Source organism: Desulfuromonas sp. CSMB_57 (genome assembly GCF_020194955.2).
GTDB lineage: Bacteria > Desulfobacterota > Desulfuromonadia > Desulfuromonadales > Syntrophotaleaceae > JAFCIY02.
Genome location: NZ_JAFCIY020000001.1, coordinates 57,612 through 73,128 on the forward strand (window position 1 = coordinate 57,612; position 15,517 = coordinate 73,128).

Here is a 15,517-nt window from a genome sequence, read left to right on the forward strand (position 1 = left end):
CAAGACCGCCCGGGAGCAGAATGTCCCTTGCCTTGCCGGCAGCCGGATGTGATAAGCTGCTGGCTTCCTGACGAAAGCTTGCTTCCCGGGGCGGCGGGGCGGTTCGGGTTTGGGCCACCACTGCCGTTTTGTTCCTGCCGGCCCCGGTGTTCATCCGTTGCGTCGAATCTCATGCCAAGGAGACCCTCATGTCGCCTCCCGAACTGCTGGCCCCCGCCGGTGACCTCGAAAAATTGGAAACGGCATTGGCTTACGGCGCCGACGGGGTGTACGCCGGCGGTGAACAGTTCGGCCTGCGCGCCCTGGCCGGCAATTTTTCCCTCGAACAGCTGGCCCGGGCCCGGGAGTTGACGCGGCGCCGCGGCAAGCGTCTCTATTTGACCTTGAACGCTTATCTCAAGCCGGGGGAGACGGACGACTGTCGCCGCTACCTGGAACATCTCCGGTCCCTGGACCTGGATGCCTACATTGTGGCCGATCCGGGGCTGATCACTCTGCTCCGGGAGGTGGATCCGGGGCGGGAACTGCACCTGTCCACCCAGGCCAATACCACCAATGCCGAAGCGGCCGAGTTCTGGCGCAGAACCGGTATCCGCCGCGTCAATCTGGCCCGGGAACTGACCCTCGAGGAGATTCGCGCCGTGGCGGCCGGAACCCGCGTTGAACTAGAGGTTTTCGTCCACGGCGCCTTGTGCGTGGCTTATTCCGGTCGCTGTCTGTTGTCCGCCGCCCTGACGGGGCGCAGCGCCAATCGCGGCCTGTGCACCCAGCCCTGCCGCTGGAACTATGCTCTGATGGAGGAAACCCGTCCCGGGCAGTTCCTGGCCATCGAGGAGGATGCCCGTGGCAGCTACCTGCTCAACAGTCGCGATCTCTGCCTGATCGAGCATCTGCCCGAACTGCTGGCGGCCGGCGTGCACAGCCTGAAAATCGAAGGACGCATGAAAAGCCGTTACTACGTGGCGGCGGTAACCAGGGTCTATCGGGCCGCCCTGGATCGCTATCTGGCAGATCCGGTGAACTATGTGTGCGACCCCCTGTGGCTGGAGGAACTCGACAAGGTCAGCCATCGACCCTACTCCAAGGGGTTTTTATTCGGCACGGAGGATCCGCAGTTGCATCCCGGCGACGCCCGTTATCGACGCAGTCACGACTTCGTCGGCGTGGTGCTGCGGGTTGATGAGGCCGGGCGCGCTCTGGTCGAAGGGCGCAACCGGTTTTTCCCCGGCGAGGAGCTGGAATTGATCGGGCCCGGTATGCGGCAGGTCCGTTTCACCGTCGGCCTCCTGGCTGCCGAAGACGGCACTCCCCGCACCGTGGCCCAGCCCAATGCCCGCCTGTTGCTGGATGTGCCGGTCGGGGCCCAGGCCGGGGATCTGCTGCGGCGGGAACATTGATATTGGAAACAGCCATTATTTCAAGTATTCTTGCTGCCGCTTTGGACTCCTAACCCGGAGGCTGAAAACCTGCCATGAACCTGAAGCTGATCGCCAATCCCGCCGCCGGCAGTGCCGCCCTGGAGCGGATCCGCAGTATGGTCGCACTGCTCGAACAGGGAGGCGCCAGGGTGGATTTGACCCTCACCAAGGGGCGCGGCGATGCCCAACGGGCTGCTGCCGCCGCCAAACAGGGAAGTTTTCAGCGCATCGTGGCGGCGGGCGGGGACGGCACCCTCAACGAAGTCATCAACGGCCTGGCACCCAGTCATCTGCCCCTGGCGTTCGTGCCCATGGGCACGGCCAATGTCTTCGCTCTGGAAGCCGGCCTCCCTTTCGACCTGGAGCAGGCCTGCGCCCTGGCCCTGCACGGCCCGCCCCGGCCCGTCTGTCTGGGATCGGCCAACGGACGACGCTTTCTGCTCATGGCGGGGGTCGGTTTCGATGCTGCCGTGGTGGAGCGCGTCAACCTGCGGTTGAAGCGTCGGTTCGGCAAGCCGGCCTATCTGATCAGTGCCATGCAGGTGCTGTGCGGCCCTCTGCCGGGCGAACTGCAGGTGGTAACGGACCGCGGCGAGCTGTATCGCGCCTATGGCGCCATCGTCAGCAACGCCCGGCATTACGGGGGGCGTTTTGTGATCTCCCCCCAGGCGGATATGCAGGATGATGCCCTGGCGGTCTGCCTGTTCCTGCGGCCGGGACGTTTCGCCTTGCTGCGCACGGCGATCCGCATCGCCATGGGGCGCCCGCCGGGGCCCGGCGACGTTCGTCAGTTGCGGGTGCAATCCCTGACGGCAACCGGGAGCGGGATTCCGGTTCAGATCGATGGCGACTATCTGGGCGCATTGCCGCTGACCTTCCAGGCCCGTTTCGGTGAACTGCAGGTGGTTTTTCCCAGCGACCGCTGAGTCCGGATCGGTTTTGGTGGCCTTCAGCCCTCAGCCTTCAAAAGGATTATCCCATGAGCGACAGGAAGATATTTACAGGCCGGATCTTTTCCGTGAGCAGGGAAGAGCATTGCCTGCCCGACGGCCGCCGGGCGACTTTTGAACTGGTACGCCATCCCGGGGGCGCGGCGGCGCTGCCCATTCTCAATGACGGCCGGGTCATCCTCATCCGTCAGTTCCGTCCGGCGGTGGGCGGCACGGTCTGGGAAATTCCCGCCGGGCGGTTGGAACCGGGCGAGGACCCGGCGGATTGCATTACCCGTGAGTTGGCCGAGGAAATCGGCTATCATCCCGGTCGTTTGACCCGGCTGACCACCATGCTGCCGGCGGTCGGCTTCTGTGATGAGCGCCTGTTCCTGTTTCTGGCCCGGGAACTGACCCCGGTACCCATGGCGCAGGAGGAGGACGAGTTTATCGAAGCGGTGCCCATGGCTTTCGAAGAAGCCTTGCGGCTGCTCGATGCCGGCTATATCGGCGATGGCAAGACTCAGCTGGCACTGCTGCTGGCGGCGCGAATGCTGGCGGAAAAATAATCTCTGACGGCAGTAAGGACAGAATCACCATGACCACGCTCAACCCCCATTTTCGGCACCCGGCGGATTTGCCTTTCAACAGTACCTGTCTGCGTGAACGGTTCCAACCCGGGACGCCCGACCAGGATCCGGGTGGGGTGGGAGTTTGGCTGCTGCTGCGTGGCGCGGATCTGTTGCTCCGGGAGGAACCGGGGGCACCATCCCTGCCGGAAGGTCCCTGTCCGGTCAATTCGGCAGGGACTTTCCAACCCCTGTTCATTGGGTTGTGGGATGGCAGACCGTGTCGGGTCATGGCCCTGGCTGCGGATGCGCCGACGCCAAGCGGGCTTCGGGCCCATGCCTTGCCGGATTGGGATACGCTGATTCCCATCGCACCCCTGTCCCTGGCCGGAGTGGCCGGCCAGATTCTCCACTGGGAAGGCAACAGCCTTTTTTGCTCACGTTGCGGCGGACGGCCGGAACGTCTGGCCGGTGAATGGGGCAAGCGCTGCACGGCCTGCGGTGCCGTGCATTTTCCCCATATCCATCCCTGCGTGATCACCCTGGTGCGCCGGCCCGGCGAAGTGCTGCTGACGCGCAAGGCGGAATGGCCGGAAGGCCGCTACAGCCTGGTGGCCGGTTTCGTCAATTTCGGTGAATGTCTGGAGGAGGCCGCGGCCCGGGAAATCGCCGAAGAAACCGGCGTGCAGGTTCGGAACCTGCGCTATGTCGGCAGCCAATGCTGGCCTTTTCCCAGTCAGTTGATGGCCGGCTTTGTGGCCGACTACGATGGCGGGGAACTGCGGGTGGATTATGGAGAACTGGCCGATGCCCGCTGGTTTTCCCTGGATGCTCTGCCGGCCCTGCCGCCGCCGCGCAGCATCTCCCGATTCATTCTGGATCATTATCTGCGGGATGGATTTGACTGATCAGCACAGGGTCTCGGGAAGCTGTCCACCGATGCTGAAGGGTCACGGGATTGAAAGGTCGCGGGACAGGACGCTCCGGGTCTGTCAGGTCAGGCGCCGGGCAGGGCCTCCCAGGGCAGGTGGAGGGTTTCGGCGACGGCGCGACAGTACAGGCGACCGTCAAAGGTGTTGAGACCGCGGGCCAGGGCCGCGTTCTGGCGCAGGGCCTCGCCCAGGCCGCTGCGGGCAATATGGCGGATGTAGGGCAGGGTGCTGTTGGTGAGGGCGAAGGTGCTGGTACGACTTACGGCGCCCGGGACGTTGGCGACGCCGTAATGCAGCACCTCATGCACGAATCGGATCGGCTGATCGTGGCTGGTCGGTTGGCTGGTGGCGATGCAGCCGCCCTGATCGATGGCCAGGTCGACGACGACACTGCCCGGTTCCATGCCCGCCACCATCGCTTCGCTGACCAATTGCGGGGCCCGGGCGCCTGCCACCAGGGCGGCGCCGATGACCAGGTCGGCGCGGCGGATTTCTTCGTCGATATCCTGGCTGTTGGACATCAGGGTGTGGATGCGGTTGCCGTAATGGTCGTCCAGAACCTTGAGACGGGTCGGGTCGATATCCAGGATGGTCACGTCGGCACCCATGCCGACGGCGATGCGCAGCGCATTGCTGCCGGCGGTACCCGCGCCCAGGATGACCACATGGCCCGGACGGACACCGGGGGCGCCGGCCAGCAGCAACCCCTTGCCGCCGGCCTCCTTCTGCAGAAAATGGGCACCGATCTGAACCGCCATGCGGCCCGCCACCTCGCTCATGGGCTGCAGCAGGGGCAGATTGCCGTCCGCCAGCTGGACCGTTTCATAGGCCAGGGCGGTCACCTTCCGCTCCAGCAGGGTCCGGGTCAGTTCTGGCGCTGCGGCCAGATGCAGAAAGGTGAACAGAACCTGGTTTTCCCGCAACAGGGCGCACTCTTCCGGCAGCGGTTCCTTGACCTTGACGATGAGTTCTCCGGCGGTGAAGATCTCTCGTGCCGTCGCCAACACCTGGGCGCCGGCTTTCCGGTACTGATGGTCGTCCAGGCCGCTGCCCAGGCCGGCGCCGCTCTCCACCAGCACCACATGCCCATCCTCCACCAATGCTCGGGCGCCGTGAGGAGTCAATGCGACGCGGTATTCGCGGGTTTTTCTCTCTTTGGGAACGCCGACGATCATGACCGTTTCCGAATTTGGGATGAATGGCTGCGCCGGCCGGGGCCGCCGAGTCGGTCGACGGCCCCGGCGGTCGGCCTACTGTTCGGCCCGGGCCTTGACCAGGTGCAGATACTTGACGAAGGACGATTCCACCATTTCGCCGATTTCCTTGACCACGTCCGCGGGCACGGCGGAATCCAGGGACAGGATGACCATGGCTTCGCCCCGTTTTTCTCGGCGGCCGAGGCTCATGGCGGCGATGTTGATGTCGTGTTCGCCCATGATGCGGCCGATGCGGCCGATCATTCCGGGACGATCCTCATAAGTGATGACCATCATGTGTTCTTCCGGCGCGAAATCGACCTGGTAATCGCGCAACTGCACGATGCGCGGTTTGCCCTCGAAGTGCGTGCCGGCTATGGAACGGCGGAAATTGGGTCCCTCGATGGTGATGACCACCGTGTTGGAAAAAGGGCCCGGCTCGGTGGTTTTCTTTTCCTCGATGCGGATGCCCATGTTCTCGGCGATCAGGGCGGCGTTGACCATGTTCACATCCTGCTCGACCTTGTTGTTGAGCATGGCCGCCAGGCCGCAGACGGTAATCGGCGTGCAGCAATAGTTGGCCACCTCGCCTTGGTAGGAAAAGGTGATCTTGTTGAAGTTGGAGTCGGCCAGTTGCGCCACGAAATCGGCCATGATGTTCGCCAAGTGCAGGAAGGGCCGCATCTGGTCCATCAGGGAACTGTCGAAGCGCGGGATGTTGGCGGCATTCTCCAGAGGCTGTTCGTTGGCGTAGCGAACGATTTCCTTGGCCACGTCCACCGCCACGTTGATCTGGGCCTCGACGCTGGAGGCGCCGAGATGGGGCATGGAGAGCATGCGGGGGTGGGCGATGAGGTTTTTGATGACCTCGCTTTTGGGCGGTTCCTCACTCCAGACATCGACGCCGGCTCCGCCGACCTGGCCCTTTTCCAGGGCGTCGAGGAGCGCCGCTTCATTGATGACGCCGCCGCGGGCGGTATTCAGCAGAACGACGCCCGGTTTCATCGAGGCCAGTTGCTGGGCGTCGATGAGGTTGCGGGTTTCATCGTTGAGAGGCACATGCAGGGTGATGATGTCGGCACAGCGCACCAGTTCTTCCAGGCAGACCAGGCGGACTCCCAGATCCTGCACCCTTTTTTCGGAAACGTAGGGGTCGCAGCCGAGCACTTCGCAGCCGAAGCTTTTCAGCAGGGTGGCGACGCCGCCGCCGATCTTGTTGAGCCCGATGACCCCGGCCACCTTGCCCTTCAGTTCCGACGCCTTGAAGGTCGATCGATCCCAGCGTCCGGCCTTGAGGCTGGCATCGGCCGGAACCAGCTTGCGGCAGATGGCCAATAGCAGCGCCAGGGTATGTTCGATGACGCTATTGATGTTGCCGAAGGGCGCATTGCAGACGATGATGCCCAATTCGCTGGCCCGCTTGACGTCCACATTGTCCAGGCCGACACCGGCCCGGCCGACGATTTTGAGCTTCTTGCCGGCATCGAGCAGTTCGCGGTCGGCCTTGGTGGCGCTGCGGATCAGCAGGGCATCGTAATCGCCGATGACGTTCAGGAGTTCTTCCCGGGGCAGGTCGATTTTGATGTCCAGTTCCAGCCGCGGGTCATTTTCCAGAATCGAAAGACCTTCCTTGGCAATTTTCTCCGTCACCAGAATCTTCATTGTCGCTCCTTCTGCTTGGAAAAAGGCATTTAACCGGTTCAATATTCAGCGGTCAGCATATAGAAAAAGTCGATGGGTCGGACTTCGTCTGCCTGAGCAGACCGGCGGCGATGAACGTCCTGCAGGATGAAGGATCGGTAAACAGGAGCAAGCCGGCCGGATATGAAAAAACGCCCTTATCATAAAAGAGGGGCGTCGATTTTGCCAGTAAATTTGTCAAAGCAGAAGGGCGCACTAGGGCCCGACGTCCGTGAGCACATCCAGGATCAGACGACTGTCCTCGTGGAACAGCACGACATCCGTCCCGAAGCGCAGGCGCAGATAACCGCGTGGCAGGCGCGACAGGCGTCTTTCAAGATCGACGGGCAAGCGATGGCCGGCCAGGCCGGGGGGCAGTTCTCCCCAGCGCACCAGGTGCTTTCGCAATCCGGGCGGCAGGCGCTCCCGTTTTGCCAGGCCGGGGGGCAGAACATAGCCATAATAATCATAGATGATGGCCCGATCGCGGGCGGAAAAAACCAGATCGACCCGCGCATCCCGGCCATGCAGAACCACCCGTCCATAGTCGGGCGAGGGTTGACAACCTGCCGCCGGGACAATCATGGCCAGGAAAATGACCTGAAGGACGTTAAGACGAAATCGCAGCATGGTCACTTGCTCCTTTCTGCAGGGCGATGGGAAAACGGAGATGCCATAGCCGTGCCAAGGGAAGCCTGAAGCAGAGAAGGTCGAAACGCGGCAGCAGTCCGTGCGTTTTCTGGCACCGGCAGTGGCAGCCGGACGAACCTCTTCGTATTTTAGCAGAGATTGCCCGCTCCGCTTGCCTGGGGAAACCCGCTGTTCTGCGGCATCACGAAGTAATTGGTTGTATAATCATACTTGGACAGACGGCGCTGGCATGAATGAGGCGTATCAGGAAGGCGAAAGGGAAGAAGGAGACACACATGAAGGATGAGCAGAACCACCGAAAACCTTTCGAGGCTTTGCTGCAGGAACGCACCGTCGATTCGCAGTCCGCAACGCCACCTGGTTTTGGCGTGATTTTTCAATCCGCGACGGGTCTGTGGAAGGGCAATCTGATTGACCTCGCCGTGCTTAGTCTGGCGCTTTGTTTTCTGATCTGGATTCCGATTTTGCAGGTCGCTTTTCTGGCCGGCTACCTGCGTGCCCTGCTCAAAGTGATTCGGGGACGGAAAGTCGAAATCGGGGAACTGTTCTCCGCCTGGGATTGTTTCGGCGGCCTGTTGGTGTATCTGCTGCTGGTGACGTTGGTGGTTTTTGTCCTCGGCCGGATTCCGGTCCTGGGAGGCTTGGCCGGCCTGGCGGTTTCGGTGGCCGCGACCCCCGGTATGTATGCCATCGTTGACCGCGGGTCTGCCCCCCTGGTGGCCGCAGGGTGGAGTTGGAAGGTATTTCGCGCCGACATGCTTACTTGGACGATGGTGGTGGTCCTTGGCGGTTTGTTGTCGGGGCTTGGCGTGCTTGCCCTGGGGATCGGCATCATCGTCACCCTGGCCTGGGGGAGCTTGATGAGTGCCCTGTTGTATGAGCAGCAAACAAATCCGTCCTCTTGACGACCTGTCGGCCAGGAGCAAGCCGCCGGATGGCTCCGCCCGAATCGGGGCGCCGTCAAAGGGACTCAACCTGACGAGGATGGCCCATGAAAACGGTGCTGATTGCGGTTGTGGTAGTCGGCGTAATTTGCGGGATGTTCTGGCACCAAGGCTGGAGGAAAAACCTGACTGGTGGAGGAGAAGGAGTCGTCATGACCCATAATCCGGAAGATTTGCGCAAGGCCACCTTTGCCGGCGGCTGTTTCTGGTGTGTTGAGGCGGATTTCGAAAAGCTGGACGGCGTTGTCGAAGTTGTTTCGGGATATACCGGGGGGCGGCGGCCCAATCCGACCTATGAAGAGGTCAGTTCTGGTGGAACCGGCCATGTGGAAGCGGTGCAGGTGGTCTATGATCCGCGCCGCATCTCCTACATCCAACTGTTGAACCATTTCTGGCGCCACATCGATCCGACGGATGCCGGAGGCCAGTTTGTCGATCGCGGGGCGCAGTATCGCAGCGCAATCTTCTATCACGATGAAGAGCAGCGCCGGTTGGCGGAACAATCCCGGCAGGCTCTGGCCGAGTCGGGTCGTTTCAAGGCGCCCGTCGTCACGGTCATCGAACCCCTGCGGGAGTTTTATCCGGCGGAGGATTATCATCAGGACTACCATAAAGAGCACGCCGTCAAATATCTCTATTACCGCCGCGGTTCGGGGCGGGACCAGTTTCTGCGACAGACCTGGGCCGATACGGGTGCACAGCCCGCCAACCCTCCGGGGACCCCTTACGGCAAGCCGGATGATGCCACCCTGCGCCGTATCCTGACCCCCCTGCAGTATCGGGTCACCCAGCAGGGTGCCACGGAACGGCCTTTCGACAATGCCTGGTGGGACAATAAAAGGGCAGGCATCTATGTGGATATCGTCTCCGGCGAGCCGCTGTTCAGTTCCCGGGACAAGTATGATTCCGGTACCGGTTGGCCCAGCTTTACCCGCCCCCTGGTGGCGGCGAACATCGTCGAACGCGAGGATCGGAAACTATTTCGGACGCGCACCGAGGTTCGCAGCCGGTACGGCGATTCCCACTTGGGGCACGTCTTCAAGGATGGACCGCCGCCCACGGGCCTGCGCTACTGTATCAATTCGGCAGCCCTGCGGTTTGTTCCGAAGGAACAGCTTGAGGCAGCCGGATACGGCGAATTTCTGCCTCATTTTCGTGCCCCCTGATGATTGGGCTGAATGGCGACAGAAAGGATTGGAACATGGCTGAGCCGGTGCGCATCGTCGGCATTCTTGGTACTTATCGCAGCGACGGGGTGGTGGAACGGGCGCTGGATGAGGTTCTGGAAGGCGCTCGGCTGGCAGGCGCCGAGGTGGCAAAAATCGATCTGCGCAAGCGGCATGTCGAGTTCTGCACCAATTGCCGCCATTGTACCCAGGAACCGGGCGAAACTCGCGGGGATTGCCCGCGGCAGGACGATATGGCGGAGATGCTGGATCAGATGGAGCGGGCGGACGGTCTGGTGTTGGCGTCGCCGGTCAACTTTTTCACCGTTACGGCTCTGATGAAGCGCTTCATCGAGCGGCAGGTCTGCTATGCCTGGTGGCCCTGGGGCAACCTGGCACCCAAGCGCCGCCGGCCGTCCACCGGGCAGCGGGCCGTGGTGGTGACTGCCTGCGCCATGCCGGCGCCGCTGGCGCGCCTGTTTACCAATGCGCCGCGCCTGTTGCGAACCGCCGCGGAACTGCCCGGGGCGCGCACCATCGGCACTCTGATCGTCGGTCAGGCCGCAAAGCGGGAGCATCTGCCGCTGCCGCCCGGAATCCGGCGCCGTGCTCGCCGGCTCGGGCGGCAACTGGCCCTTGGGCGGCGCTGAGGGGTTTCGTTGTGCCGGGAGGTAATTGTGTTGACAATATATGATATTCCATATAATTTAATATAAAAATTTATGGAGGTTGAATCATGGTCGCCAAAAATCTCTCGGGTCGTTTCAAACCAGCCGGTTACAAATGGTATCTGGGGTTGGTGGTGGTACTGGTTCTGGCCTTGGGATGGGCCTACCCCCTGCTGGGTTTTGTGGTGCCCCTGGTCATGCTGACGGCGATGGTAACCGGCGTGTTTCGCGGTCGGCACTTTTGCGGCCACCATTGCCCGCGGGGCAGTTTTTTCGATACCTGGCTGGCCTTGGCCGGCCGCCGGCGAGCCATTCCTTTCTGGCTGCGCGACCTACGCTGGCGCCTTGTTCTGCTCATCGGCACCATGTCCTTCATGGTCTGGCGGCTCAGCGCCAACCCGACGGATCCCCTCCATTGGGGACGGGTATTCTGGCAGATGTGTGTCCTGACTACGGTGGTCGGCGTGCCCCTCGGGCTCTATTTTAGGCCTCGGGCCTGGTGCGCCATGTGTCCCATGGGAACCATGCAGTTGGCCCTCGGCGGTCATCGCCGGCGCTGGCATCTGGATGCGGAGCGCTGCGTATCCTGCGGCGCCTGCCAAAAGGTGTGTCCCCTGTCCCTGCCCGTCACCGCAGCGAAGGAAGCAGGCCATATCGGCAGTCCGGACTGTCTGAAATGCGGTCTTTGCGCGCAGGTCTGTCCCCGGGGGGCAATTCAACCGCCCGGCTCGGCAGTCTAGAAGCGCGCCTGCCGTCTCGGTTTCCGGTCACGGAAGATGCTTGGCCAGGGCTTCCGCCAAGCGTCGATAGCCGGCCATGTTGGGATGGATGGCATCGCTTTTCAGGCCGTTGTCATCCAGGATGTCGCGCAGGATGTTTCCTTCAAAGGGCACTTCGAGGCGGCGCGCCAGTTCCTCATAGAGCGGGGCGGTGCGCAGCCGCAGGCCAGGCTGGGGGACCCCGACCAGCAGCACCTGGGCGCCGTCGGCCCGAATCAGGTCGATCATTGCCGCGAGGTTGGCTGTCAGCCGTTCCGTCGGCTGGCGGCGCAGGAGATCGTTGCCGCCGTGACAGAGGATGACCAGGTCGGGACGGAATCGGCTCAATTCAGCGGGCAGCCGTTGCAGCCCCTCATCGCTGACCTCGCCGGAGATGCCCCGATTGACCACCCGGCGGCCCGTCAGTTGTTGCAGGACGGCGGGGTAGCTGTCTTCCTTGGCTGCGCCGTAGCCGGCCGTGAGACTGTCGCCGAAGGCCATAATCACGGCATCCGGTGGCAAAGGCTGCAGGCGCGGCAGGGAATCCCGGCAGCCGCTTAGTAGCAGAACCATCAACAGGGTGAAGAGGGCTTTTTGCACAAATTGTTGAACCAACATGAAGGCCTTCCTTCCCGGGAAGCATAGAATACTAGTCATTGTTACCCATCCATGGGTCCTGTCAACCCCGACAGCCCCGGTTCCGGCCGCTCTTTTCTTTCCCGCCGACATCTGCCATAATCCAGCCCTGTTTGGAAAAAAAGTTTTTGCTTCAGCCTTCAGACCTCAGTCTTCGGACTGCTTTCTTCAGCCTTCAGCCTTCAGTCTTCGGACTGATTTTTTTCAAGGAATGAGCAACATGGCGCTGGTAAGCCTTCGTGGTGTGAGTCTCGCATTTGGGGGTCCGCCGCTTCTGGACGATGTCCATCTGCAGGTCGAGGAAGGAGAGCGCGTCTGCCTGTTGGGCCGCAACGGCAGTGGCAAAACGACTTTGTTGCGGCTCATCGGTGGAGAACTGCAACCCGACAGCGGTCAGGTCGATCGTCGGCAGGGGTTGCGGTCCGCCCTGCTGTCTCAGGATGTGCCGCGGGACCTGGTCGGTTCGGTGACGGCAGCGGTCCTTTCCGGTATCGGACCCACCGGGGCACTGCTGTTGCGCTATCACCGCCTTATGCGGCAGGGCGGCGGCGCGGCGACGGACGCCGAAATGCTGGCCCTGCACGAACAGCTCGATACCCTGGACGGCTGGAAGCTGGAACAGCAGGTGGAACAGGTCCTGTCGCGTCTGCACCTGGACGGCGCCGCCGATGTGACGACCTTTTCCGGCGGCATCAAACGACGCATCCTGCTGGCCCGGGTCCTGGTGACCAAACCGGAACTTCTGCTGCTGGACGAGCCCACCAATCATCTGGACCTGGACTCCATTGCCTGGTTGGAGGATTTTCTGGTCAATTCCGGCCAGACCTTGCTGTTCGTCACCCATGACCGATCCTTTTTGCGCGCCGTGGCCACGCGCATTGTGGAATTCGACCGCGGCCAGGTGCTGAGTTTTCCCGGCAACTACGAGTCCTATCTGCAGCGCCGCGAGGAGTGGCTCCAAGCCGAAGAGCGGCGCTGGCAGCGCTTCGACCAGAAGTTGGCCGAGGAGGAGGCCTGGATCCGTCAGGGGGTCAAGGCCCGACGAACCCGCAACCAGGGCCGGCTGCGGGCGTTGCTGCAGTTGCGCGAAGAGCGTCGCCAGCGGCGCGAACGTACCGGTACGGCCCGGCTACAGGTTCAGGAGGCGGAGCGCAGCGGCAGGCTGGTGGCGGAACTGGAGGAGGTTTCCTTTGCCTACGGAGAACGGCCCGTGGTGCGTGACCTGTCCTTGACCGTGTTGCGTGGCGACCGCATAGGGATTATCGGACCCAACGGAGCCGGCAAAACCACTCTGTTAAGACTGCTGCTCGGCGAACTGACCCCGCAGCATGGCCGGGTGCGGCACGGCACCAATCTGCAGGTGGTGTATTTCGATCAGTTGCGCGATCAGCTCGATCCGGATCTGACCGTACAGCAGAATCTGTCGGGCGACCAGGATACGGTGCTGGTGGCCGGCCGACCGCGGCATGTGTACGGCTATCTGCAGGACTTCCTGTTTACTCCCGACCGGGCTCGAACGCCGGTTCGCATCCTGTCCGGCGGTGAGCGCAACCGGTTGCTGCTGGCCCGTCTGTTCACCCGCGAGGCCAATGTTCTGGTGTTGGACGAGCCCACCAACGATCTCGACCTGGAAACCCTGGAGTTGCTGGAAGAGTTGTTGGCCGGTTTCACCGGGACGATTTTTCTGGTCAGCCACGATCGCGCTTTCCTCGATCGGGTGGTGACCAGTACCCTGGTTTTTGAGGGTGATGGCCGCATTGCCGAATACGTCGGCGGTTATGAGGATTGGCTGCGGCAGCGACCGTCAGCGGCGGCGGAAGTCCCGCCGCCCAAGCCGGAAAGGTCCAGGCCGGAACGCCACCGACCGCGCAAGCTGAGTTTTGCCGAACGCCAGGAACTGATCGACTTGCCGGCACGGATCGAAACGCTGGAACAGCAGCAGGCCGAGCTGCACGAGCAGTTGGCGGATCCGGAATTCTATCGCAGCCAGGGCACTACCGTGTCCGAGGCCCGGCAGCGCTTGGAAGAGTTGGAGAGGGAACTGGCATCCTGCTTCGGCCGTTGGGAGGAATTGGAGTCCTTGGCCGAGACCTGAGTCGCTACTGCCGCTTTTCGCTCTTGACAGGGACGCGGGATGGTGTAGATTGGGCGCGCTTTTTTACTTGCGGAAGGAGCCGCCATGGATCTCTGTGCCCTGTCCCTGATTGCCGGGACCGAAGATTTGATCGTCGCCGAAAGGGAGAGTCCTGCTCGCTTTGCTGCCCTCCTTGGTGTCCCGGTGCCTGAAAACTGGACCTCGCCAGCGCCCCGGTCCTGCCCCGATGGAACGCGCGGCAAGGAGGAAGGATGGTGGTCCTGGTATGCCCTGGCGGACGGCCCGGTGCTGGTGGGCTGCATCCGCTTTCGCCATCTGGCCGGACCGGCCGGTCAGGTGGAAATCGATTGTTCGGTTCTGCCCCGGTATCGCGGTCAGGGCGTGGCATCACGAATGATTGCTGCCCTGCTGGCTTGGGCTTTCAGCCAGGAGAAGGTTCAGCGGGTGGTGGCACGCCTTGCGGAGAACAACCTGGCGGCGGTACGCATGTTGCGAAAAAACGGCTTCACCCCCCAGGGGCGGGGAGGGTTTGACGAGCAGGTTTTTGAATTCCTGCGTCCACAACGGCGGGCCGCCTGACCGCTGGGTCATTTCGAGGGGCGTTCCGAGCACCCAAGGTTGTCCTCGCAGGTTGGGCTCCGTTTCACCCCGCGCAGGAGTAATCCATGCAGATCGATATCACCACCCCGGCGCTTCTGTTTCCGGCCATTTCTCTGTTGTTGCTGGCCTATACCAACCGGTTTCTGGCGCTGGCCAGTGTCATCCGGACCCTGGCCCAGCGCCTGGCGCAGAGTAACGATCCCAACGTTCGCCGTCAAATCCATAGCCTGCGCATGCGGATTCAACTGATCAAATGGATGCAGGGCGTGGGCATCATCAGCATGCTGCTGTGCATGGTGGCCATGATCAGCCTGTTTGCCGACCGGGAACCCTGGGGACGGGCCGCTTTCGGTTGGAGCCTGGTGCTGATGGTGGTATCCTTGGGTATCAGCTTCTGGGAAACGCTTCTCTCCGGAGAGGCTCTAAAGCATGAATTGCAACGCACCGAACGCCAGGTGCGGCAACAGATGAAATAGCCGGTCTTTCTGCCGAAGGAGGGTCGAAAGGAAGAAAGACGCCGTATTTTTTTCCTCATCGATCAGCCGTTCAAGGAGATGTGCCGTGTTTTCTTTTTTCGCCACAGCGGATGTCTTCGCTCTGGTGGCTCTGCCGTTGCTTGTTTTCGCAGCCCGGGTACTGGATGTCACCATCGGCACCCTGCGGATAATTTTCGTCTCTCGCGGTTTCAAGGGAAAGGCCGCGCTGCTCGGTTTTTTCGAATCCCTGATCTGGGTGCTGGCCGTCAGCCAGGTCATCCAGAACCTGACCAATGTTCTGACCTATATCGCCTTTGCCCTGGGGTTTGCCGCCGGCAATTATGTGGGGATGCTGATCGAAGAGCGCATCGCCTTCGGCAACCTGATCGTCCGCATCATCACCCGCAAGGATGCCACCGAATTGCTCAAACAGCTCTGGCATGGAGGCTACGGCGTCACCAACATTCCCGGCCACGGTGAAAGCGGCCCGGTCCAGCTCATCTTTACCGTCTGTCGCCGCCGCGATCTGCCCACCGTCATTCAACTGGTCAAGCGTTTCAATCCCCGTGCCTTTTATACCATCGAGGATGTCCGTTTCGTGCAGGACAACCTTCCCTATGCTCCGGTCCGTCGCCGGTTGCTGCCGCGGCTGGCCTGGCGCAACCGCAAATAAGCGGAATACGCCGATTTCCGCTTTTTAGAAAGATGGCGGCCCTCTTGGTAAATCTTGTTCCCATGAATGGGGCTGATTTTATTTGTCTTTTCGGCATCCAGGCAAAGTTTGTGGCCTAAAGGGGTT

General features: G+C 62.0%; 16 protein-coding genes. 12 read left to right on the plus strand and 4 right to left on the minus strand.

Annotation, left to right across the window (positions count from 1 at the left end; all coding sequences use genetic code 11):
* Nucleotides 1-188 precede the first annotated feature (188 nt).
* From JQN68_RS00245 to nudC, 4 genes are all read left to right on the plus strand, one after another.
* Complete coding sequence (locus JQN68_RS00245; protein WP_225071135.1) at nucleotides 189-1,397, plus strand: peptidase U32 family protein; 1,209 nt, start codon at nucleotides 189-191, stop codon at nucleotides 1,395-1,397.
* Nucleotides 1,398-1,471: 74 nt separating this feature from the next.
* Nucleotides 1,472-2,344, plus strand: coding sequence for a diacylglycerol/lipid kinase family protein (locus tag JQN68_RS00250; protein ID WP_225071136.1), 873 nt, complete (start codon nucleotides 1,472-1,474; stop codon nucleotides 2,342-2,344).
* Nucleotides 2,345-2,397: 53 nt separating this feature from the next.
* A complete protein-coding gene (locus JQN68_RS00255) occupies nucleotides 2,398-2,916 on the plus strand; it encodes an NUDIX hydrolase (protein WP_225071137.1) in 519 nt (172 codons plus the stop codon).
* A 29-nt stretch (nucleotides 2,917-2,945) separates the two neighbouring features.
* On the plus strand, nucleotides 2,946-3,824 hold the full coding sequence (gene nudC / locus JQN68_RS00260; RefSeq protein ID WP_225071138.1) for an NAD(+) diphosphatase: 879 nt from the start codon (nucleotides 2,946-2,948) through the stop codon (nucleotides 3,822-3,824).
* A gap of 89 nt (nucleotides 3,825-3,913) precedes the next feature.
* Here the strand turns inward: nudC and ald are convergent, their stop codons facing one another.
* The 3 genes from ald to JQN68_RS00275 all read right to left on the minus strand — a co-directional run bounded on the left by ald (nucleotide 3,914) and on the right by JQN68_RS00275 (nucleotide 7,354).
* Nucleotides 3,914-5,023, minus strand: a complete 1,110-nt coding sequence (gene ald / locus JQN68_RS00265) for an alanine dehydrogenase (RefSeq protein WP_225071139.1) — start codon at nucleotides 5,021-5,023, stop codon at nucleotides 3,914-3,916.
* A 75-nt stretch (nucleotides 5,024-5,098) separates the two neighbouring features.
* Nucleotides 5,099-6,706, minus strand: coding sequence for a phosphoglycerate dehydrogenase (gene serA / locus JQN68_RS00270; protein WP_225071140.1), 1,608 nt, complete (start codon nucleotides 6,704-6,706; stop codon nucleotides 5,099-5,101).
* Nucleotides 6,707-6,940: 234 nt separating this feature from the next.
* Entirely contained in the window at nucleotides 6,941-7,354 is a 414-nt protein-coding gene (locus tag JQN68_RS00275) for a hypothetical protein (RefSeq protein ID WP_225071141.1), read from the minus strand.
* Between the two features lie 296 nt (nucleotides 7,355-7,650).
* Between JQN68_RS00275 and JQN68_RS00280 the strand changes: the two genes are divergently transcribed.
* The 4 genes from JQN68_RS00280 to JQN68_RS00295 all read left to right on the plus strand — a co-directional run bounded on the left by JQN68_RS00280 (nucleotide 7,651) and on the right by JQN68_RS00295 (nucleotide 10,893).
* Nucleotides 7,651-8,280 (plus strand): zinc ribbon domain-containing protein, encoded by a 630-nt coding sequence (locus JQN68_RS00280; protein WP_225071142.1) that lies wholly within the window; start codon nucleotides 7,651-7,653, stop codon nucleotides 8,278-8,280.
* A 134-nt stretch (nucleotides 8,281-8,414) separates the two neighbouring features.
* Entirely contained in the window at nucleotides 8,415-9,485 is a 1,071-nt protein-coding gene (gene msrA / locus JQN68_RS00285; protein WP_502799342.1) for a peptide-methionine (S)-S-oxide reductase MsrA, read from the plus strand.
* A gap of 35 nt (nucleotides 9,486-9,520) precedes the next feature.
* Nucleotides 9,521-10,135, plus strand: coding sequence for a flavodoxin family protein (locus JQN68_RS00290; protein ID WP_225071144.1), 615 nt, complete (start codon nucleotides 9,521-9,523; stop codon nucleotides 10,133-10,135).
* An 86-nt stretch (nucleotides 10,136-10,221) separates the two neighbouring features.
* Nucleotides 10,222-10,893 (plus strand): 4Fe-4S binding protein, encoded by a 672-nt coding sequence (locus JQN68_RS00295; protein ID WP_225071145.1) that lies wholly within the window; start codon nucleotides 10,222-10,224, stop codon nucleotides 10,891-10,893.
* A 27-nt stretch (nucleotides 10,894-10,920) separates the two neighbouring features.
* Here the strand turns inward: JQN68_RS00295 and JQN68_RS00300 are convergent, their stop codons facing one another.
* Nucleotides 10,921-11,529 carry an arylesterase gene (locus JQN68_RS00300; protein WP_225071146.1) on the minus strand — a complete coding sequence of 203 codons (609 nt, stop codon included), beginning with the start codon at nucleotides 11,527-11,529 and terminating at the stop codon, nucleotides 10,921-10,923.
* A gap of 238 nt (nucleotides 11,530-11,767) precedes the next feature.
* Here JQN68_RS00300 and JQN68_RS00305 point away from each other — a divergent pair, with 238 nt between their 5' ends.
* The 4 genes from JQN68_RS00305 to JQN68_RS00320 all read left to right on the plus strand — a co-directional run bounded on the left by JQN68_RS00305 (nucleotide 11,768) and on the right by JQN68_RS00320 (nucleotide 15,391).
* Nucleotides 11,768-13,642 carry an ATP-binding cassette domain-containing protein gene (locus JQN68_RS00305; protein ID WP_225071147.1) on the plus strand — a complete coding sequence of 625 codons (1,875 nt, stop codon included), beginning with the start codon at nucleotides 11,768-11,770 and terminating at the stop codon, nucleotides 13,640-13,642.
* A gap of 84 nt (nucleotides 13,643-13,726) precedes the next feature.
* Complete coding sequence (locus tag JQN68_RS00310; RefSeq protein ID WP_225071148.1) at nucleotides 13,727-14,221, plus strand: GNAT family N-acetyltransferase; 495 nt, start codon at nucleotides 13,727-13,729, stop codon at nucleotides 14,219-14,221.
* 86 nt (nucleotides 14,222-14,307) lie between these two features.
* On the plus strand, nucleotides 14,308-14,718 hold the full coding sequence (locus tag JQN68_RS00315; RefSeq protein WP_225071149.1) for a DUF2721 domain-containing protein: 411 nt from the start codon (nucleotides 14,308-14,310) through the stop codon (nucleotides 14,716-14,718).
* Between the two features lie 85 nt (nucleotides 14,719-14,803).
* Entirely contained in the window at nucleotides 14,804-15,391 is a 588-nt protein-coding gene (locus JQN68_RS00320) for a DUF2179 domain-containing protein (protein WP_225071150.1), read from the plus strand.
* Nucleotides 15,392-15,517: the final 126 nt, after the last annotated feature.